The 17,296-nt window shown below is 59.1% G+C and carries 23 protein-coding genes; 19 read left to right on the top strand and 4 right to left on the bottom strand.

Going from position 1 to position 17,296, the window contains the following annotated elements; all coding sequences use genetic code 11:
* Positions 1 to 134 precede the first annotated feature (134 nt).
* The gene (locus tag EDE09_RS24145; protein WP_105372442.1) at positions 135 to 1,007 is read right to left on the bottom strand and encodes an ATP-binding protein; all 873 of its coding nucleotides are present in this window, start codon (positions 1,005 to 1,007) and stop codon (positions 135 to 137) included.
* 195 nt (positions 1,008 to 1,202) lie between these two features.
* On the opposite strand from EDE09_RS24145, the gene yajC reads away from it, so the two are divergent.
* The 4 genes from yajC (at position 1,203) to EDE09_RS24125 (ending at position 3,462) form a co-directional block, all read left to right on the top strand.
* Positions 1,203 to 1,550: a preprotein translocase subunit YajC gene (gene yajC, locus EDE09_RS24140; protein WP_105372443.1), complete on the top strand. Its 348-nt coding sequence runs from the start codon at positions 1,203 to 1,205 to the stop codon at positions 1,548 to 1,550.
* Between the two features lie 86 nt (positions 1,551 to 1,636).
* Positions 1,637 to 2,023, top strand: coding sequence for an Mth938-like domain-containing protein (locus EDE09_RS24135; RefSeq protein ID WP_112800246.1), 387 nt, complete (start codon positions 1,637 to 1,639; stop codon positions 2,021 to 2,023).
* A gap of 1 nt (position 2,024) precedes the next feature.
* Complete coding sequence (locus tag EDE09_RS24130; protein WP_112800248.1) at positions 2,025 to 2,879, top strand: phytoene/squalene synthase family protein; 855 nt, start codon at positions 2,025 to 2,027, stop codon at positions 2,877 to 2,879.
* A 118-nt stretch (positions 2,880 to 2,997) separates the two neighbouring features.
* The gene (locus EDE09_RS24125; RefSeq protein ID WP_245422894.1) at positions 2,998 to 3,462 is read left to right on the top strand and encodes a hypothetical protein; all 465 of its coding nucleotides are present in this window, start codon (positions 2,998 to 3,000) and stop codon (positions 3,460 to 3,462) included.
* On the opposite strand, the gene trmFO is transcribed toward EDE09_RS24125, so the two are convergent.
* From trmFO to EDE09_RS24110, 3 genes are all read right to left on the bottom strand, one after another.
* On the bottom strand, positions 3,440 to 4,849 hold the full coding sequence (gene trmFO, locus EDE09_RS24120) for a methylenetetrahydrofolate--tRNA-(uracil(54)-C(5))-methyltransferase (FADH(2)-oxidizing) TrmFO (RefSeq protein ID WP_112800250.1): 1,410 nt from the start codon (positions 4,847 to 4,849) through the stop codon (positions 3,440 to 3,442). The genes EDE09_RS24125 and trmFO overlap by 23 nt on opposite strands.
* A gap of 166 nt (positions 4,850 to 5,015) precedes the next feature.
* Positions 5,016 to 5,159 carry a DUF1127 domain-containing protein gene (locus tag EDE09_RS24115; protein WP_105372447.1) on the bottom strand — a complete coding sequence of 48 codons (144 nt, stop codon included), beginning with the start codon at positions 5,157 to 5,159 and terminating at the stop codon, positions 5,016 to 5,018.
* A 241-nt stretch (positions 5,160 to 5,400) separates the two neighbouring features.
* On the bottom strand, positions 5,401 to 5,547 hold the full coding sequence (locus tag EDE09_RS24110) for a DUF1127 domain-containing protein (protein ID WP_105372448.1): 147 nt from the start codon (positions 5,545 to 5,547) through the stop codon (positions 5,401 to 5,403).
* Positions 5,548 to 6,432: 885 nt separating this feature from the next.
* On the opposite strand from EDE09_RS24110, the gene EDE09_RS24105 reads away from it, so the two are divergent.
* The 15 genes from EDE09_RS24105 to EDE09_RS28355 all read left to right on the top strand — a co-directional run bounded on the left by EDE09_RS24105 (position 6,433) and on the right by EDE09_RS28355 (position 17,278).
* Complete coding sequence (locus EDE09_RS24105; RefSeq protein WP_132413153.1) at positions 6,433 to 7,164, top strand: hypothetical protein; 732 nt, start codon at positions 6,433 to 6,435, stop codon at positions 7,162 to 7,164.
* Between the two features lie 72 nt (positions 7,165 to 7,236).
* On the top strand, positions 7,237 to 8,295 hold the full coding sequence (locus tag EDE09_RS24100; RefSeq protein WP_132413151.1) for an SGNH/GDSL hydrolase family protein: 1,059 nt from the start codon (positions 7,237 to 7,239) through the stop codon (positions 8,293 to 8,295).
* A 330-nt stretch (positions 8,296 to 8,625) separates the two neighbouring features.
* Complete coding sequence (locus tag EDE09_RS24095) at positions 8,626 to 11,181, top strand: DNA-directed RNA polymerase (protein WP_132413149.1); 2,556 nt, start codon at positions 8,626 to 8,628, stop codon at positions 11,179 to 11,181.
* A gap of 74 nt (positions 11,182 to 11,255) precedes the next feature.
* On the top strand, positions 11,256 to 11,465 hold the full coding sequence (locus tag EDE09_RS24090; protein ID WP_132413147.1) for a hypothetical protein: 210 nt from the start codon (positions 11,256 to 11,258) through the stop codon (positions 11,463 to 11,465).
* A 63-nt stretch (positions 11,466 to 11,528) separates the two neighbouring features.
* Complete coding sequence (locus EDE09_RS24085; protein WP_132413145.1) at positions 11,529 to 11,795, top strand: hypothetical protein; 267 nt, start codon at positions 11,529 to 11,531, stop codon at positions 11,793 to 11,795.
* Entirely contained in the window at positions 11,788 to 12,225 is a 438-nt protein-coding gene (locus tag EDE09_RS24080; protein ID WP_132413143.1) for a hypothetical protein, read from the top strand. Before EDE09_RS24085 ends, EDE09_RS24080 begins: the two co-directional genes overlap by 8 nt.
* Entirely contained in the window at positions 12,222 to 12,353 is a 132-nt protein-coding gene (locus tag EDE09_RS28905; RefSeq protein WP_281033683.1) for a hypothetical protein, read from the top strand. The genes EDE09_RS24080 and EDE09_RS28905 overlap by 4 nt, the downstream gene beginning before the upstream one ends.
* Positions 12,354 to 12,379: 26 nt before the next feature.
* Positions 12,380 to 13,057, top strand: coding sequence for a hypothetical protein (locus tag EDE09_RS24075; RefSeq protein ID WP_132413141.1), 678 nt, complete (start codon positions 12,380 to 12,382; stop codon positions 13,055 to 13,057).
* Positions 13,058 to 13,060: 3 nt separating this feature from the next.
* Positions 13,061 to 13,534: an endodeoxyribonuclease gene (locus EDE09_RS24070; RefSeq protein ID WP_132413139.1), complete on the top strand. Its 474-nt coding sequence runs from the start codon at positions 13,061 to 13,063 to the stop codon at positions 13,532 to 13,534.
* Complete coding sequence (locus EDE09_RS24065) at positions 13,531 to 13,755, top strand: hypothetical protein (RefSeq protein ID WP_132413137.1); 225 nt, start codon at positions 13,531 to 13,533, stop codon at positions 13,753 to 13,755. The genes EDE09_RS24070 and EDE09_RS24065 overlap by 4 nt, the downstream gene beginning before the upstream one ends.
* 50 nt (positions 13,756 to 13,805) lie before the next feature.
* Positions 13,806 to 14,384: a hypothetical protein gene (locus EDE09_RS24060; protein ID WP_245505228.1), complete on the top strand. Its 579-nt coding sequence runs from the start codon at positions 13,806 to 13,808 to the stop codon at positions 14,382 to 14,384.
* Positions 14,385 to 14,523: 139 nt separating this feature from the next.
* Complete coding sequence (locus tag EDE09_RS24055; RefSeq protein WP_132413133.1) at positions 14,524 to 14,775, top strand: hypothetical protein; 252 nt, start codon at positions 14,524 to 14,526, stop codon at positions 14,773 to 14,775.
* Positions 14,772 to 15,284, top strand: a complete 513-nt coding sequence (locus tag EDE09_RS24050; RefSeq protein WP_132413131.1) for a hypothetical protein — start codon at positions 14,772 to 14,774, stop codon at positions 15,282 to 15,284. The genes EDE09_RS24055 and EDE09_RS24050 overlap by 4 nt, the downstream gene beginning before the upstream one ends.
* A complete protein-coding gene (locus EDE09_RS24045; protein ID WP_132413129.1) occupies positions 15,284 to 17,011 on the top strand; it encodes a DnaB-like helicase C-terminal domain-containing protein in 1,728 nt (575 codons plus the stop codon). Before EDE09_RS24050 ends, EDE09_RS24045 begins: the two co-directional genes overlap by 1 nt.
* Before the next feature lie 108 nt (positions 17,012 to 17,119).
* A complete protein-coding gene (locus EDE09_RS28355; RefSeq protein ID WP_165924264.1) occupies positions 17,120 to 17,278 on the top strand; it encodes a hypothetical protein in 159 nt (52 codons plus the stop codon).
* The last annotated feature ends 18 nt before the right edge of the window (positions 17,279 to 17,296 follow it).

Genomic DNA, 17,296 nt, shown 5'->3' with positions numbered 1-17,296 from the left:
CTGACGACCTCAACTGCTCCAACCGCCCGGTGCGGACCCGCATGCCGGGTGGTGTGGGAGGGGCGGAGCCAATAGGCTCCCCCCTATCCCGATTGGCGATTTCCGTCGGCAATGGTGCCGCAACAGCCGGGTTTTCAGTCGCGGTTGATCGGTTTGCGCAGCCGGCCGGCGAGGTCCTGGATATATTGCCATGCGACTCGTCCGGAGCGTCCCCCGCGCGTCGTTGCCCATTCGAGCGCTTGCGCGTGTAATATCTCCCGCTCGAGGCCGAGGTCGAAATGATCCGCATAGCCGTCGATCATCGTCAGATAGTCGTCCTGGCTGCATTTATGGAAGCCGAGCCACAGGCCGAAACGATCGGAGAGCGATACCTTTTCCTCGACCGCCTCGGAAGGATTGATGGCTGTCGACTGTTCGTTCTCTATCATGTTGCGCGGCAGCAGGTGGCGGCGGTTTGAGGTCGCGTAGAAGAGCACGTTGTCGGGACGCCCCTCGATTCCGCCATCCAACGCGGCCTTCAGAGACTTGTAGGCCGTGTCGTCGTGGTCGAAGGAAAGATCGTCGCAGAAGATGATGACCCGATGGCCGGAGATTTTGAGAATGTCGAGAAGGTCGGGCAATGATGAAACATCCTCCCGATGCACCTCGACGAGCTTCAGGGGGATGCCCGCCGCCGAGCGAACGTCCTCATGAACAGCCTTAACCAGGGAGGATTTTCCCATCCCGCGTGCGCCCCAGAGAAGCACGTTGTTGGCCGGAAAACCCTCGGCAAAACGTTGGGTGTTTTCATGCAGGATGTCGCGGACATGATCGACGCCGCGGATCAGCTTCAAGGCAACGCGGTTGGGACGCGCCACCGGCGAAAGGCGCCGGTTGGTCGGCACCCAGACGAAGCAGTCGGCGGCATTCCAGTCGTTGATGGCCGGAGCCGGTCCGGCGAGACGCTCCAGGGCATCCGCGAGCCTGCGAACTTCAGCCAGGATAAGGGTGTTGATGTCATCGCTCATCGTGTTCCTCCGGTCGTTCAGACGGCTTCGATGCTCCGGTTGCTGCGGTACCATGGCCATTGATGCGTCAAAAGGCTGCGAGTAGTGGATTCAGTACTGTTCACAACCTGTTTCTGTTGCATTCCCGCCCATCACAACTATATTCCGGCGGCTTGTAACGGGGGCTTGGGTCTCCGGTAATCTTAGGAGTTCTCGATGTTCATTACCGAAGCATTCGCCCAGGCCGAAGGCGCCGCACCCGGAGCCTCCGCATTTGGCTCCGGCCTCGAAATGCTGTTCCTTTTCGCCCCTTTGATGGTGGTCTGGTATTTCTTTCTGATCCGCCCGCAGCGGACAGCTCAGAAGAAGCGCCAGGAGACGCTGTCGGCGATCCGCCGCGGTGATCAGGTCGTTCTCGGCGGCGGCATCACTGGCAAGGTGAGCAAGGTCATCGACGATTCCGAAGTGGAAGTTGAAATTGCCGAAGGCGTGAAGATACGCGCCATGCGGGCCTATATCGCTGAAGTCCGGGTCAAGGGCGAGCCGGTGAAGACAGAAGCCTGATTGAGGCGGGCACGCATCAAACGAGCTTGTAGAAATTGCGCGGGCCGGATCGTCCGGCCCGAAACTTTTTAAGGTATGTGCGCACTATGGCGAAAGGCATCGAAATCCGCGAAGCCCATTTTCCGGGCCGCGCTCCGATCGATGCCTATGGCAACGGCGGCTTCCGTTTTGCCGACATGTCGCATCGCGGCTCCTTGCTCTGCCTTCCGTCCGGAATCCACGGCTGGGATATGCAGGAAGGCGATCCGCTGACGGTCGAGGCCTTCGCCAGGGTGCTCGCCGAGGCGGAAGGCATCGAAGTGGTGCTGGTCGGTACGGGTGCGAACTTGAAGCCGCTTCCCGCCAGCTTGAAGGCAGCACTCAAAGCGAAGGGCATCGCCTCCGATCCGATGAGCACGGGCGCGGCGGTTCGGACCTTCAATATCATGCTGGCCGAATCGCGGGCCGTTGCGGCCGCCCTGATTGCTGTCTGATATGAGCGATTCCCCAAAAGAAACCCGCGATCTGTGTCTATCGATGCTGAGGGAAACGGACCGTGACCGTTACCTTGCCTGCCTTCTCTCGCCAGGGGACAAGCGCGGTGCGCTTGCCGCGCTCTATGCCTTCAATGCCGAGATTGCCCGCGTGCGCGACGTAGTGCGCGAACCGCTGCCCGGCGAAATCCGCCTGCAATGGTGGCGTGATCTCTTGGAAGGCAATGCGCATGGCGACAGCGGCGGTAATCCCATCGCCGCCGGCCTGATCACGGCCATAGAGACGTATCGCCTGCCCCGGCAGACGCTCATAGACATGGTCGAGGCGCGGATATTCGACCTATATGACGATCCGATCGCCGACCGGAACGCGCTGGAAGGCTATGCGGGAGAGACAGCCTCTGCGCTGATCCAGCTTGCGAGTCTGATCCTCTCGGCCGACGATGCCAGCCAATCTGCCGATGCGGCCGGTCATGCCGGCGTAGCGCAGGCGATCGCAGGCTTCCTGTTGCTCTTGCCGGTGCACCGACATCGCCATCAGCTCTATCTGCCGGTCGACATTTTGGCTGCCACCGGGCTCGACCGAGATACATTCCTGAGCGGTGAGGACAAGACACGCATATCCGCCGCCATCGATGCCTTCGCCGGCCTTGGCCTCGAGCATCTCGCCAAGGCACGAAAAGCCGGGCCGATTCCCGCCTCCGTCTTCCCGGCCTTCCTGCCGGTAGCGCTAGCTGAATCGGTCCTGCGCCGCGCGGCTCGGGCGGGCGTCGCTGCGCTCGATATTTCCCTGCAATCGCCGCAATGGCGGCGTCAACTCAGGCTGCTGAAGGCGGGCATCACCCGCCGGTTTTGATCGGACGCTAAATTCGCACAAGGCTCGTCGTTTAAAGCGACCAGGGCATAGGCCGGCGCATCAAAGGAGAAGCGGCGTGAGTCCCGTCATTGTCTGGTTGATCATCTTTGCGCTTCTGATGGCGCTCGCCTATTACGTGACCCGATTGATCGGCAAGGACCAGGAGGGAAGCCGTCACGATACCGGTCTCGCCATCCTGGAATTCGGTCGCGCCTTCCCCAATGAAGCAATCCGCAGCCTGCATGTCACCGCGGACGCGGGCGCAATCTTTGTCCGGCTCTACGGTAGCAAAGCTGGTTTCATGCGCAGTCGCGGCAACCACTACGCCTGCCACCTGATCGCTCCGGGCCGCGTGCGGATCTTCCCTCTGCCGAACGCGAAAGGATTCAGCGCCGAATTCCTCGATGCGCCGACCCAGAACGGCACCTTCGTCTTCTCGACGGAAAAGGAAGCCGCTGAAGTCTCGCTCTGGCTGCTCGACAACTATGTCAACATCCCTGGCCTTGGGGCCGGGGAAACGGTGGAAGCGCCAGCCGATCCGGACGCGTCCGGAGACGGCATCAGTCCCGACCGAGCCAAATAGAGCAGTCCTGCAGCGCCCGCGCCGCCAGCAACTGCCGTTTCATGACCGTCTTGTCCTTGCCGCGAAAACGCTTGACGCCTTCCGGCTTGACGATCGAGCCAGGCTCCAACTCCGGAAACAGCCCGAAATTGACGTTCATCGGCTGGAAGGAGCGTTTTCCCGGCTCGTCTTCCGAAACGAGATGGCCGCCGGTGATATGACCGAGCAGCGAACCGAAGGCGGTCGTTGCCGGCGGGGCGACCAGCGGTTCGCCCTTTCGTTCGGCGGCGGCGAAACGGCCGGCCAGAAGGCCGATCGCGGCGCTTTCCACATATCCTTCGCAGCCGGTGATCTGACCTGCGAAACGCAGGCCGGGCCGGCTTTTCAGCGTCAGCGTCCTGTCCAGGAGGACCGGCGAGTGGATATAGGTATTGCGGTGCAGACCTCCGAGGCGGGCAAATTCCGCATTCTGCAGCCCCGGGATCATCCGGAAGATCTCCGCCTGCGCGCCGTATTTGAGCTTCGTCTGGAAGCCCACCATGTTGTAGAGCGTGCCGAGTGCATTGTCCTGCCGAAGCTGCACGACCGCATAGGCCTTGACAGTCGGATTGTGGGCATTGGTTAGCCCCATCGGCTTCATCGGTCCGTGGCGCAACGTTTCACGGCCGCGCTCCGCCATCACCTCGATCGGCAGGCAGCCGTCGAAATAGGGCGTACCTTCCCATTCCTTGAAACCGACCGTATCGCCGGCGATGAGGGCGTCGACGAAGGCGTTGTACTGCGCTTCATCCAACGGGCAATTGATATAGTCCTTGCCGGTACCGCCAGGGCCGACCTTGTCGTAACGCGACTGATACCAGCAGATGTCCATGTCGATCGAATCGCGATGCACGATCGGGGCGATGGCGTCGAAAAAGGCGAGCGAATCTTCACCCGTCTCCGCCTGAATGGCCGCGGCGAGCGCCGGCGAGGTGAGAGGGCCGGTGGCGATGATCGCCAGATCCCATTCCTTGGGCGGCAGACCCTGGATTTCCTCGCGCACCACGGTAATCAGCGGATGCTTTTCGATCGCCTCGGTAACCGCTTCGGAAAAGCCGTCGCGGTCGACGGCGAGCGCGCCGCCGGCAGGTACCTGGTTCCTGTCAGCCGAGGCGATGATCAGGGAATTGGCAAGCCGCATTTCCGCGTGGATGACGCCGACCGCGTTGGCCGTCGCATCGTCGGAGCGGAAGGAATTCGAGCATACCAGTTCGGCCAGACCATCGGTCTTATGGGCGTCGGTGCCGCGCACGCCGCGCATTTCATGGAGAATCACCGGCACCCCGGCCTGGGCGATCTGCCAGGAGGCTTCCGATCCGGCCAGACCGCCGCCGATGACATGGATGGGGGAGAGGGAGCTATTCGTCATGACCGGCTCATTATCACGCCGTTTGCCCAACCCAAATCAAAAATGGGCCGGAATCAAAAAGGCACCCGATCAGGTGCCTTTGATACGTCCTTGGATGTGCCTGCCTGGCCTGCTATTGGCTTGTCGCCGCTGCGGCGTCGCGCGGCGCAATCCACCAGCGGGCGGATTAGCGGAAGGAGCGCGATGCGATGTTACGGATATCGTAACGGGTCAGACCGATGTCGTTGAGCGCCTGGTTGGAAAGATTGCCAAGCTCGTTCATCGTGCGGCGGTAGCTGATCCAGTTCTTAGCGATGCGGATCGGGTTCATGGTCGTTTCCTCAAGATTTGTCCTGATGCTCTGTCGTCATCAGCGATGTCAGTCTTATACAACCGCATAATAAAAAAGTGCAGTGCAAAAAATATGCGACTGCCATGCAAATGTGCAGGAGGTTGGTGAATTTTAGGGCTGAGCCTGAAAAACCGGCACGGATGCAAAGGGAAGGCACAAAAAGAAAAGCGCCTCCCAGAGGGAAGCGCTTTTGAAAGTCATCAATACCGTCGTGATCGGCTTAGAAGCCGACTGCGGTCCGTGCAACGCGGCGGATGTCTGCGCGGCCGATGCCGAGGTCGTTGAGTTCGCGGTCGCTCATGCGGCCGAGTTCGTTGACGGTTTCGCGATACTTGCGCCAGCTGCTGAGTTTCTGTGCGATGTTCATGGTCGTGTCCCTTTCAAGGCCCTTGCCAGCAGCCCCTTCGGCGCTGACTTCAATCTCATGACCGCTAATATATGTTGCGTCGCAAAAAGTAACAGCGCCTATTCGGTATGCCACCTATGCAATTGACGCATTACGAAACGATTAACCATGATGATGACTGGGTATACAATGGGCATTTTTGCATGCCCATCGGGGAAATCCTCCTTTTGCGGCGCAAAAAAATAACGCCCACCGGGGGAGGAGGTCCGGTGGGCGTCATTTGTAACGACCGGCGATTTGGGAGGAGGAGGATCGCCAGTCCCATCGGGCTTACGCTGGGAGGAGGAGTGCGTCGCCCGAATTTTCATCGCGGGATCAAATCCCGAGGGCACTTCATTTCTGAACGGGTGCCAGACCGTTCGAACCGGAGAGATCAGGAAAATGTTCCAATCAATCGCCGTATCTCCATATTACGAAGCCACACGCTTATTGTGCAGTGCAATATGGGAATGGATGACATGCAATTCATGCATGCCTTCTTCCTAGTTGGTTCCAATATACACATTAGAATTTAATAAAAAGTTAAGCATCCTTGGCGGCAGGATTGCAGGGCCCGGCAGGCGGGTTTTTCGGGCTTTTGCGGAAGTGCCAAAAAACCGTCATTTTCCCTTTGCGTGTGCTGAAACGGGTGATATAGAGACGCGCGCTCCGGAAGGCCTCAGGCCACGAGGATTTTCGACGCGGTTGGGGCGCGGGTATGGTGAAATTGGTAGACACGCCAGATTTAGGTTCTGTTCTCAGAACTTGCACCCCTGCAAATGACCCTCCATTGTCCCCCTAAGTCCCTGTTGCAGAACAGGGATTTTTCTTTTCACCAATCGTTTGCACCCGTGCAAGGAAATGTTGGTGACAATCGATTTTGTGACAATCCCGAGACAATCCGAGGAAATGCCCATGCTTTCACGCTTGAATGAGCAACCCTTTGTCGCGCCTGTGGAGCTGCTCAAGGATGAGCCGATGCTCTTCTCCGCGTCCCCGCAGTTCGCCCTCCAAGAGGGAGGCCCCCTGACGCTTGAGGCGACAACCTTCCTGCTGAATGCCGGGGAGATCAGCCTCGACCGGGGCAATGTCGTGATCGACACCCGCGTCCACATGCTCAAGCCCGGTTGGATACCAGCCATCGGTGGGTGGCACTGCGATGCGATCCCGAGAGGGGAAGACGGTCAGCCCGTGTTGGACCATCCGGCTATCCCAGGCATCCGTCACTACCTGCTGGTGGTCGACTGCGGGACCGGGTCCATGACCGAGTTCCTGAACCACGGTAGCCTGATCACCGAGCTCCTACAGAAGGTGGCTAGCCCGGGCAAGAACCTCTGGGGCGAACACTCCGAAGAGATCAACACCTACCTCAGCGATCTGGTGGAACTTGGGGCCGACCGCTCTGAGTATGTCACCACGGCTGAAAGCGGGGCGCTCTACAAGTTCTCAGCTCGGGACTACCACAGGGCGATCCCGGCGACCGGCCACGGCTGGCGCTACTTCTTCCGCGCCTCGGTCAACACCATGGTCAAGGAACCGCTGAACGAGATCAGGAAGCAGGTACAGGTATATCTCCCCCATGAAGATTTGGGGTGGTGATCTTACCAACCCCCAGTTGACCAAACCCACCATCGATAATACATCCAAAGCATTGAAAGGCTTACCCTACGCATGTCCAAAATTGATATTAGCGGCGACAGCTTCAGCTCCGATGCAACCTCTTCCGGCTACTCCCTCCCAGTCTCGCAGCGTTGGCCAGCCCTAGTCTCCTCGGAGCTTGGGTATACGACCATCGTCAACCGCGCAAAGAACGGCGATCAGGCTGGTGATCAGTCCTACAAGGCTCAGGCCGTGGCTCGCGCTGCGGGTGATACTGTGGCTATACTGGTCGGCACCAACGATGTCCGCGTCTACAAGGATAACGCCACCAAGCGTGGCTACTTCGCGGCCTTCCTCCGTCGCCTGATCGCAGATGCCATCATGCCGAACCGGGTCAAGGGCCGGGACGCGGCTATGGTCAAGACCGGCGCATGGTCCAACACCCAAGTCAACACCTTCGGCGTCGTCACCAATGCACAAGGTGCCAAAGCTGCGGCCACTGTCTCCGGTAGCGAAATCTATGTCGGCTACATCATCCAGAACCACACCGACTGCCAGTCATCGGCTGACGTTTACATCGACGGTGTGAAGGCAGGGACGCTCTCTGCGAATGGAACTGCTGGCTCGACCACTGAGAACGGTCAGGTCTATGCCCCGGCTCTGGCCCGCTTCGCGACAACCCCCGGTCAGCATTCGGTCGAGGTTCGGGTCACGAGCAGTGGCGAATATTTCTACCTCGACGATATCCGAGGCAGCGATCAGCCGGTCGGCCCGATGACCCACGTCTCGAACCTATCGAAGTGGGCGGCTGCTGGGTACACTACCTTCGGCGCAACGGAGGCCATGGTCACGGCTTACAACACTCTGATCTCTTCCATCGTGAACGAGTTCAAGGCTGATGGCTTCAAGGTATCGCTTGTGGATATCTTCTCGGTGATCAACCCGGCGACTGATCTAATGGCTGATGGTCTTCACCCCAACGCCCCCGGCCAGCGGAAGATCGCGGATAAGTTCAAAGCCTCGATCCAAAGCACTCCGGTCACCGTCACCTATCCCACTGATTGGGACACGATCCTCAAGCTGACTGTCGTCAGCGGCGTGGTGACTACCATGGTCGAAGTCCCGGCGTAATGATCGCCCTCGACCTCGCTGCTCGGCGGGTCGTCATGGCATCCATGGCCTACTACGGTCTCGACGAGAGCCTCCTCTCAGATGGGGAGTTCGACGAGCTGTGTCGCTTCTGCGCCGACAATTGGAAAGACCTGAGCCCTGAGCGCAAGTTCGCGCTCGGGTCTCCCGACAAAATAAGGACCTCGGGCTTCCATGTCCGAGTCTCCACACAGGCCGAACACGGCTGCGCCCAATGGCTCATGAAGCAGGGCCGATACCCACAACACCTGATCATCCAACCGACAATGCAGCAGCGGTTCTCCAAGGTCATCGGCCACTGGAGGCCGTGCAATGCCTATCTATGGGGGCCGCGTGACCATTCATCCAGATGTCTTCCAGCGTCAGATTGAGCTGGAGATCGATATGTCCAACCTTGGTGCTGCCCGGTATCAAGCCCGTTCTGCCCGTGAGATCGAGCAGGATAGGGGAGGCGAGACCCAACCCGGGCAATTCCTCATCAAGAAGGCCGTGGCTGCCGTCTCTGACACACTGCAGATCTTCATCGACGAAGTCTACTCTGGTCGCCCTGGCCCAAAGGCTGTGGCGGCTAGACTGGTCCGAGACATGGACCCAGACGCAGTCGCCTACATTTCACTGAAAGCAATCCTCGGTCGGCTCATGTCGAAGTCGATCACCAATCTCACCGGCCTATCCATGAACGTGGCTAACGCGCTGGAGAACGAGGCAAGGTTCGAGCGCTTCGCAGTCCTGAACCCGGGCATGTTCGCCCGTCTGGACAAGAGCCTGACCGAGGACGGGGCGAATGAAGCCCACCGCCGCAAGGTCCTGATCTATGCCATGGGCAAGTACAACATCCCGTGGGAACGCTGGGGTAGGAACGACAGTGTCCTCCTCGGTTCTAAGATGGTCGAGCTGGTGGCTGATGCCACGGGCCTGATCGAGTTCGCCCTGAACCAGACCGGCTTTGGAGGTCAATACAAGGACCAGCATCAGGTCTTCCTGACCGCCAAGGCCTCTGACTGGGTCAACTCAAGCCTCCTCCGGGGTGAGCTGCTGAACCCCTACTACATGCCAACCATCATCCCGCCTAAGAACTGGACCGGGATCGTGGGCGGTGGCTACCACTCCGACGCTGTGCGCCCGGTTTCTCTGGTCCGCAAGGCTCGCCGGGTTCACCTCGACATGCTCGCATCCACGGACCTGACCAACGTCTTCCTCGGGCTCAACGCCATCCAGCAGACGCCTTGGCAGATCAACCGGGGGGTTCTCGACGTTTACGAGGCTCTGCTCAAGGCCGGATCTGACGTGGCCGGGGTTGTTCCACTGACCGACATACCGCTTCCGCCGAAGCCATACGACATCGACACCAACGAAGAGGCCAGACAGAAATGGAAATGGGCAGCGCGGGACGCTCACACCGCCAACTACCACCGTCGACAGGACCGGCTAAGCCAACACGCCCTGCTGACGATGTGTCGACGCTTCCGAGAGGAACCGGCTATTTATTTCCCGCACAATCTGGACTTCCGGGGTCGTGCCTATCCTGTGCCACTTGTCCTGCATCCCCAGGGGTCAGACCTTGTGAAGGGGTTGCTGCGGTTCGCCGTGGGCAAGCCACTCGGCACTGATGGGCGGTATTGGCTGGCCGTTCATGGGGCCAACACATTTGGGGTGGATAAGGTTTCTTTCGAAGACCGAGTGCAGTGGGTCGAGGAGAACTCCGAGCGCGTCTACAGCGTCGGGATCGACCCCCTTGCTGACATGTGGTGGACCGAGGCCGACAGCCCTTGGTGCTTCCTCGCGTTCTGCTTCGAGTGGACCGCTCTCTATGCCTCAGAGAACAACTGCGATTTCGTCAGCCATCTACCAATCGCTATGGATGGTTCTTGCAACGGGCTCCAGCACTTCTCGGCCATGCTCAGGGACAGCATCGGCGGCGCAGCCGTCAACCTGATCCCATCGGACAAGCCGCAAGACATTTACCAAGCGGTGGCAGACCGTGTCATGGAGAAACTGCGTCTAATTGCTTGCACTTCTGCAAGTGATGGGCTGGCTGACGTGGCTGAGATGTTCGAGCCTGAGGAGACCCACGAGAAGAAGAAGGGGCCGACTGAGGCAGAGATGCAGCGGTGGGCTCACAGTTGGCTGAACTTCGGTATGGACCGCAAGATCACCAAGCGTCCTGTCATGGTCCTACCATATGGTGGCACCCCACGCTCCTGCCTCAAGTACGTCGAGGAGGCGGTCAAGGAGAAGATCGCGGCTGGTAAAGACCCGAACCTCGGGGACGAGCTGCCCCGGGCAATCGCTTGGCTCTCGAAGCTTGTGTGGGAGGGCATCGGAGACGTGGTTGTCGCCGCAAGGGACGCCATGGGCTGGCTGCAGAAGGTCGCGAGGCTGACTGCCAAGGCCAATTCTCCGCTCTACTGGCAGACGCCCTCTGGCTTCGTGGCTTACCAACTCTATCCCGATCTTACCCTGCGTCGGATCAAGACCCGGATCAACGGCACCATCATCAAGCTCACGGCTTACGATGAGGCCGACACGATCAACAACTCCAAGCAGTCAACGTCGGTCAGCCCGAACTACACCCACTCGATGGATGCCTCGGCCATGATCCTGACTGCTGCCAAAGCCTTCCTGAGGGGCATCACCAGTCTGGCGATGATCCACGACAGCTATGGAACCCATGCCTGTGACACGACCACCCTCAGGGACATCCTGCGCGAGGTCTTCGTGGACATGTACCGAAATCGCCCTCTGGTCTCCTTCAGGGATCAGGTGGCGGCACAATGCCCCAGCGTGGCTGATGAGCTTCCCGAGTTACCCCCGGAAGGGGACCTGAACTTGGAGCAGATCAAGGAGAGCAGGTTCTTCTTCGCCTAATCGTTTGCCAATGTGCAAACAATAGGGACCACACTAGCGATTACCAACGAAACAGCCAAAGGATTTACCCAAGTATGAACCAAGGCATCACACTCCGGTTCGGCGCAGCTCAGAACAGCCTGTCCGTCACCAACGGCCCGAGCTTCGATCTGGCCTCCCTGACCAAGACCGAGCGCTATGAGGTTCGCCGCGCATTGATCGAAGGCCTCAAGGTCAACGGCTACTTCGGTCGCAAGGAACGCCGCAAGGCCATGTTCCGCCAGAAGCGCGAGGCTCAGGCATGATCGCCGCCCTCATCATCACCCTCATCCTCCTGACCATCCTCAGCCAGCCCCCACGAGGTCCACATGCGGCTTAATCGCGATGCAATGAACAATGCCAACCCCAAGATCGTGGCCATGGCCTCGCTCAAGGTCCTGATGGGCATCGAAGACGAACGCCCTCACACCCAGATCATGGCCGCAGCGGCTGTGTTCCTGGCCCTTGCGGAACATCTCGACATTCCTCCTCAGGAAGTCTTCACCGCGATCAAGAACCTCATCGTCACCACCGAAGGCAAGCGCACCGAGTTCGCCGCCATTGACGCCTACATGCAGGGAGAATGGAATGCCTAAGTTCAAACGTGGCGATGAAATCATCTGCATCGACAATGAGATGGCGCTCGACCGGCTGACGGTGAAGAAGGTCTACAAGGTCCGCAGCGTAGGCAGCGTCTCCGGTTGCGTCCTCATCGAAGATGACCAGCGTCGCCGCCGTCTCTACCAACCTGAGCGTTTCATCTCGGTCGAAGAGCATCGCGAGAAGGTGATTGCTGACAACGCAAAGGCAATGGAAGACGCGATCCTCTACGGCATGGGCATGTACCAGTATCCCCCAATCACCCCGGTCAAGCCGAAGAAGCTCAAGCCGGTGGCTATTGTCGTCACCCGCGAGATCGTCACCAAGGCCCTGACCAAGATGATCCGCGAAGAGTTCGGGATCGAAGCCGACGTTCACGGCGTCCAACCCCGACCGAACAAAGATTTGGAGTTAATCCTGAAATGAGGTCGCTCGCCCTCAAAACCGCAGTCTTCATCTGGAAGCAGGGCAACGAGATCGACCTCATTCTCCAGACGAAGCTCCTCTCCGAAGGCTACGATGTGGCCAAACTCGAACGGCGTTATCGCGCCTAAATACTTGCACAAAGGCAAACAATAGAATGGCAAAAGCAAAGAAACCAACCTTCCGCACCCCCCGTCTGTCCGCAGTTTACCCGCGTCTGAACTCCCCGGACACGAAGTACAACAAGCACGGCACCTACAAGGCCGATGGTCGCACCAAGATTGCCGACGCCCAGTCGACGATCAAGGCTGTGCAGGAAGTTGCCAAGAAGCACATTGGCAAGCCGCTTCCGCTGAAGAAGAACGCTTGCTGGGAATACGAGAAGATCACCGACGAGGATACCGGCGAAGAACGCGAGACCGGCTTTGTGGTCTTCAAGCTCCGCGTCAAGAACCGCATGGTGACCGACAAGAAGACTAAGCAGGAACAGCTATGGGATCGCAAGCCCGCCATGTTCTCTGCCAGTGGCAAGCCTGTGCCGAAGGCCAAGGTCGGCGCTGGTTCCGAATACGCTGTCACCTTCGAAATCTACGAGGGCAAGGATGGTGACGGTAATCCCATCGTCAACCTGCAGCCGGTCGCGGTACAGATCTTCAAGCTGGTCGAGTTCCAGTCTGGTGGCGCTGACGCCGACCCGAGCCGCTACGGCATCGAAGCCGAAGAGGGCTGGGAGCCGGAAGAAGGCGACGAAGACGAGGGCCAGGACGAAGGCAACGGCGACGACGCTGGTTCCGACGACAGCTCTTCCGATGAAGAAGAGAACACGGACTTCTAATTCTTGCCGAAGGCAAAATCCAAAGCACAGGTCGGAGCCCTTCACGGGTTCCGCTCTGGTCTCGAAAACGTAAATGCTCGGTTCCTGACCGAATGGAAAGTCAAGGTCGAGTACGAGCAGTATGACCTTACCTACACGAAGCCAGCGACCCTCCATCGCTACACCCCCGACTTCATCCTGCCGAACGGGATCATAGTCGAAACCAAGGGCCGGTTCCTCACAGCAGACCGGCAGAAGCACATCCTGATCAAGCAGCAGTACCCGCAGCTCGATCTCCGGTTCGTCTTCTCCAACCCGAACACCCGGATCAGCAAGCAGTCCAAGACGACTTACGCGATCTGGTGTCAATCCCACGGCTTCCAGTACGCGGCCAAGGTCATCCCCACGGAATGGCTCGATGAGCCCAACGACCCGGTGCGCAAGGCAGCCCTCTACCAAGTCCTCCGACAGAAACCCGCCAAGAAAGGCTCGAAATGATCAAACTCCGCGTCTCCTTCCGCCCGTCGACCGACAACGCAATCGCTGGCTTCACCTCCGCCCTGACCGAGCTGGAAGCCGTAGAGGCCGCTGAACAGGCAAAGCTCGACAAGATCGCCTCGAAGATCGACCGCCTCCGCGACCAGCAGGATACCGCCGTCGCTGCCAAGGACCGAGCCTCGCGCCTCCGCGCCAAGTTCGCGGACTTCCTCTCGGCCTAAACCACGGACTACGGTCCCTTTCATATCTCATAGACCTGATGAAGGTCTTGGTGGCTTGTGAGTATTCAGGCCGCGTAAGAGACGCCTTCCTTGCCAAGGGGCACGATGCGCTTTCGTGCGATCTCCTTCCAACAGACCAACTCGGCCCGCACTATCAGGGCAATGTGAGGGATATCCTCTACGACGGTTGGGACCTTCTGATCGCACATCCACCCTGTACCTATCTGGCGAGCAGCGGCCTTCACTGGAACAAGCGTGTTCCTGGACGGGCCGAGAAGACTGAAGAGGCGTTGGCGTTCGTCCAACTCCTCCTCGACGCACCGATCAACAAGATAGCCCTAGAGAACCCAAAGGGCTGCATCGGTACGCGCATTCGCAGGGCCACCCAAATGGTCCAGCCGTACATGTTCGGTGAGGACGCCAGCAAGGAAACCTTCCTCTGGCTCAAGAACCTCCAGCCTCTCCAGCCAACCGAGCATTACCCACCTCGCATAATCAACGGAAAGAGCAGGTGGGGAAACCAGACGGACAGCGGCCAGAACCGCCTCTCCCCGTCCGAGGATCGCTGGAAACTTCGAAGCACAACCTATCAAGGCATCGCTGACGCCATGGCGGCTCAGTGGGGCTAATCAAAAGGAAATCAAACACATGATCCGCAAGTTCCTCCTTGTCGGCGCTCTCTGCGCTGCCCTCGCTTCCTGTGGTCAGCCCCCGGCTCCGTGCCCCACGCCAGCCCCAGCTCCTCAGTCTCCGGTCGGTGACCAGTCCATGATCCTCGGCGGCGCAGCCATTGTTCAGGTCAAGGGCGGCTTTGGTGGCCGAAGCTCGTTCAGCCGCAGCTATTCTCGGCCAAGCTACTCGAAGCCCAGCTACAGCCCGTCCTACAAGCGGTCCACCACGACCAACAACCATACGACCATCATCCAACAGAACAGCGGTGGTGGCAGCAATGGTCTGCTCTGGGGCCTCGGTGGCTACTTCCTCGGCCAACACGCGGCCAATGCGAGCAAGTGCCAGTGACACTGATCCGCCTGACACCGGAAGGTGATGACCTGTGGCCCTTCGAGATGGACGACCGGCTCGCCGCGATTGACGGGTTTATGTACGCCGTGGGCGTAGAAAGGTACTGGATCGCCGGGGGATACTTCCGCGATCAAGAGGCTGGTATCCCGTTCAAGGACATTGACGTCTTCATCCCCGGCTCAGACCCTCTGCCAAACGATGGTTCATGCATCCGCTATGACCTAGCATCGGCTGCAGTTGCGACCATTGCCGGGGCCGAGGTCAACTTCATCCGCCTGTTCCATGCCCACACCCTTGAGACCGTCCTCAAGCGGATGGACATCGGCATCTGCCAGATCGGCAGGGATCGTGTCGAAGGTACCGTCGTAACTCAGGCCTATCTCGACGACGTGACCAACAGAACCCTGACGCTCATGACGCGGCCCGAAACCGAGGCTGACTTCGACCATATCAAGCGGGTTAAAGCCAAGTTCCCCGAACACAAGGTCGTCTGCGCCTTCCCATAATGGCCGACGACAGCGAGTTCCTCCACCACGAGCCGTGCCCCAATCCCCGGTGCGGCTCATCGGACGCCTTTGGTCGTTACAGCGACGGCCACGGCTTCTGTTTTGCATGTGATTTCTACGAACGTGGAGAAGGTTCAATAACCGATACTGAAACCGAGGCTCCTCGCGAGAGGAAGGACCTTGGACTATGTGCCGTGGGCGAGCCAACCGATTGGCCCAGCCGTGGCATCACACTCGAAAGCGCCCGTAAATGGGGCTTTACCCGCTCTGAGCTTGGCGACAGCACCGTCCGCCTCTTCAACTACCGAAACACTCAGCAGCGCATCGTCGCACAGAAGGTCCGCTTCCAGAAGAAAGACTTCCGCTTCCTCGGGGATACCGGCGAAGCTGGTCTCTACGGGATGCACCTCTGGAAAGGCGGCGGCAAACGCATCGTGATCACCGAGGGTGAGATCGACGCTATTTCCGTTAGCCAAGCGCAGGGTCACAAGTGGCCTGTAGTGTCGGTTCCGACCGGCTCTAAGGGTGCCTACAAGGCGCTCAAGAAGAACCTCGAATGGCTCAATGAGTTCGAGGAAGTCGTCCTCATGTTCGACATGGACGAACCCGGGCAAGCAGCCGTGGCTGAATGTTACGATCTCTTCGTCCCCGGTCGCTGCAAGGTGGCCACGCTCCCGGCTCCCTACAAAGACGCGAACGAAATGCTCAAGGCCGGTCAGGTCAAGGAGATCATCGACGCGATCTGGCAAGCCAAGGTGGTTCGCCCTGACGGCATCGTCAACGGCATGGACATGTTCGACCTCATTAACACCGAGGACGATCTTGTCGCCCAGAGCCTGCCCTTTGTAGGCCTCCAGACCATGATGCGTGGGGTTCGCCTCGGAGAGCTGATCACACTCACCGCAGGTTCCGGCATCGGCAAATCCGCGGTTGTCCGCGAGATCGCCCATCACCTCCATGCCATGGGTGAGACCGTGGGCATGATGATGCTGGAGGAGAACACCAAGCGTACCGGCCTCGGCCTTATGGGCATCAGCGCAAACAAGCCGCTGCATATCGATCGAAGCTCGGTCACACCTGAGCAGTTCAAAGAAGCATTCGACGCCACGCTCGGTACCGGGAGGATCTTCCTCTACGACCACTTTGGTTCGACGGCCATCGACAACCTGCTGAACAAGGTCCGGTACCTGGCTAAGGGGTGCGGCTGCCGGTTCATCGTCATCGACCACCTATCCATCGTGATCTCAGGTCAGGAGGATGGGGACGAGCGGCGTATGATCGACAACGCCATGACTGCTCTCAAGGCTCTGGCCATGGAGTGCAACGTCTGCATCTTCCTGATCTCCCACCTGAAACGTCCGAGTGGCGATAAGGGGCACGAGCAGGGGGCTGAGACAGCTCTCGCCCAGCTTCGCGGGTCACATGCCATCGCCCAGCTCTCCGACTTCGTGATCGGACTGGAGCGCAACCAGCAGAACGTGAACACGATCCGCTACAACGGCAAGACCTACACCCTCAACAACATCACCATCCTCCGCATCCTCAAGAACCGTTTCACCGGAGAGACCGGCCCCGCTGGCTGGCTGCTCTACGACAAGGAGACGGGCCGCTTGTACGAGCTGCTGGAGGACCCAATGGAAAGCAAGAATGAAGGTTCTGGTTCTGACTTTGATGATGACTTTGGCGGCAGTAGCTCAGCCGGAGAAGACGACGATCTCCCTTTCTAAACCCAAGGAAAGCCTCTGCGTCATCTTCGATAGCGGGACATCCCTGTGGGTCCCCTGCGGTTCCAACATGACGTTCCAAGGCTGGGTCGACGCTGGTGTCGACATCTGATGCAGGAACACACCAACGAGAACCTGCCATCCAATCTGAAGGTCTCCCGCAAGGGAGGCTTTCTCGTTTTGAACACCCGCACCGCCACGATCAAACTTGATGCCAACCGCTGGCAGGAGATCGTCGCCGCTATAACGGAGGTCTCTCAATCCAAGTAAGTACGTTCGACCCTCTCG

Origin of the sequence: Neorhizobium sp. S3-V5DH (assembly GCF_004343065.1) — a bacterium.
In the GTDB taxonomy this organism is placed as follows: Bacteria; Pseudomonadota; Alphaproteobacteria; order Rhizobiales; family Rhizobiaceae; genus Neorhizobium; species Neorhizobium huautlense.
The sequence above is the reverse complement of the archived record's forward strand: the minus strand, read 5'-3'. Positions and strand labels throughout refer to the sequence as shown.

Bases quoted from the DNA above. Each gene is read 5' to 3' on its own strand.
- EDE09_RS24110 (WP_105372448.1), bottom strand. From the start codon at position 5,547: ATGAACATCGCACAGAAACTCAGCAGCTGGCGCAAGTATCGCGAAACC.
- trmFO (WP_112800250.1), bottom strand. From the start codon at position 4,849: ATGACGAATAGCTCCCTCTCCCCCATCCATGTCATCGGCGGCGGTCTG.
- EDE09_RS24125 (WP_245422894.1), top strand. From the start codon at position 2,998: ATGGCGCTCGCCTATTACGTGACCCGATTGATCGGCAAGGACCAGGAG.
- EDE09_RS24115 (WP_105372447.1), bottom strand. From the start codon at position 5,159: ATGAACCCGATCCGCATCGCTAAGAACTGGATCAGCTACCGCCGCACG.
- EDE09_RS24130 (WP_112800248.1), top strand. From the start codon at position 2,025: ATGAGCGATTCCCCAAAAGAAACCCGCGATCTGTGTCTATCGATGCTG.
- EDE09_RS24065 (WP_132413137.1), top strand. From the start codon at position 13,531: ATGATCAAACTCCGCGTCTCCTTCCGCCCGTCGACCGACAACGCAATC.
- EDE09_RS24145 (WP_105372442.1), bottom strand. From the start codon at position 1,007: ATGAGCGATGACATCAACACCCTTATCCTGGCTGAAGTTCGCAGGCTC.
- EDE09_RS24135 (WP_112800246.1), top strand. From the start codon at position 1,637: ATGGCGAAAGGCATCGAAATCCGCGAAGCCCATTTTCCGGGCCGCGCT.
- EDE09_RS24055 (WP_132413133.1), top strand. From the start codon at position 14,524: ATGATCCTCGGCGGCGCAGCCATTGTTCAGGTCAAGGGCGGCTTTGGT.
- EDE09_RS28905 (WP_281033683.1), top strand. From the start codon at position 12,222: ATGAGGTCGCTCGCCCTCAAAACCGCAGTCTTCATCTGGAAGCAGGGC.
- EDE09_RS24095 (WP_132413149.1), top strand. From the start codon at position 8,626: ATGCCTATCTATGGGGGCCGCGTGACCATTCATCCAGATGTCTTCCAG.
- EDE09_RS24045 (WP_132413129.1), top strand. From the start codon at position 15,284: ATGGCCGACGACAGCGAGTTCCTCCACCACGAGCCGTGCCCCAATCCC.
- yajC (WP_105372443.1), top strand. From the start codon at position 1,203: ATGTTCATTACCGAAGCATTCGCCCAGGCCGAAGGCGCCGCACCCGGA.
- EDE09_RS24080 (WP_132413143.1), top strand. From the start codon at position 11,788: ATGCCTAAGTTCAAACGTGGCGATGAAATCATCTGCATCGACAATGAG.
- EDE09_RS24100 (WP_132413151.1), top strand. From the start codon at position 7,237: ATGTCCAAAATTGATATTAGCGGCGACAGCTTCAGCTCCGATGCAACC.
- EDE09_RS24090 (WP_132413147.1), top strand. From the start codon at position 11,256: ATGAACCAAGGCATCACACTCCGGTTCGGCGCAGCTCAGAACAGCCTG.
- EDE09_RS24085 (WP_132413145.1), top strand. From the start codon at position 11,529: ATGCGGCTTAATCGCGATGCAATGAACAATGCCAACCCCAAGATCGTG.
- EDE09_RS28355 (WP_165924264.1), top strand. From the start codon at position 17,120: ATGCAGGAACACACCAACGAGAACCTGCCATCCAATCTGAAGGTCTCC.
- EDE09_RS24075 (WP_132413141.1), top strand. From the start codon at position 12,380: ATGGCAAAAGCAAAGAAACCAACCTTCCGCACCCCCCGTCTGTCCGCA.